Source organism: Sphingobacterium haloxyli (assembly GCF_002980525.1).
Classification (GTDB): Bacteria; Bacteroidota; Bacteroidia; order Sphingobacteriales; family Sphingobacteriaceae; genus Sphingobacterium; species Sphingobacterium haloxyli.
This window is the reverse complement of the sequence record NZ_PVBQ01000046.1, coordinates 1-776: the sequence shown is the minus strand read 5'-3', so window position 1 is coordinate 776 and position 776 is coordinate 1. Positions and strand designations below refer to the sequence as shown.

Below are 776 nucleotides of genomic sequence, written 5' to 3'. Positions count from 1 at the left end.
GGTAGTGTAAATTGAACTGTGTCACATCACTCCTTTTAGGGTTCGTTCTCGGAGGCTGAAAGCCTCGAGTGCGAACCCTAAAAGGAGTTGCCGAAGGCTTTAATCCTATCCCCAAATTTAATATGTAATTGTTGCATTGTCAATCCCCAATTTCTAATAGGCATGGTCCATTTTTTTGATATATCCTTGATGGTCAGGTAAACTAGCTTTAATAGAGCCTGATCGGATGTAAATGCTCCCTTGGTTTTCGTAATTTTTCTGACCTGCCGGTGCATCGCCTCGATGGCATTTGTCGTATAGATAGCTCTGCGGATATCGGGCGAATACTCAAAGTAAGTAGAGAGGTTTCCCCAATTATCCAGCCATCCTTTTACAGATAAGGGATATTTCTTGCCCCATTTCTCATCAAACTCCAATAGTTTTTCGTAGCCCTGATCCTGACTATTTGCCTGATAGATAGGCTTTAAATCTGCAACAACGGCTTTTTTATCTTTTTCCGGAACATACCGCAGACTTGAGCGTATCTGGTGAACTATGCAAAGCTGTACCTGGGTTTTCGGATAAACAGCTTCGATAGCATCGGGAAAACCCTTTAATCCGTCGACGCACGCAACCAGAATATCTTCTACCCCGCGCTGCTTCAGATCGGTCAGTACCGAAAGCCAGAACTTGGCCCCTTCATTTTCCGAAAGATAAATGCCGATCAGGTCTTTCCGACCATCCCTGTTTACCCCAAGTATATTGTACACCGCACGGGTCTGGACACTGCCATTGTC

Annotated in this window: 1 protein-coding gene; it reads right to left on the bottom strand. The window is 44.6% G+C overall.

All coding sequences use genetic code 11. From position 1 onward, the window contains the following. Positions 1 to 77: 77 nt before the first annotated feature. The coding region (locus C5745_RS19865) for an IS256 family transposase (RefSeq protein WP_117584418.1) at positions 78 to 776 on the bottom strand (699 nt) is incomplete at its 5' end.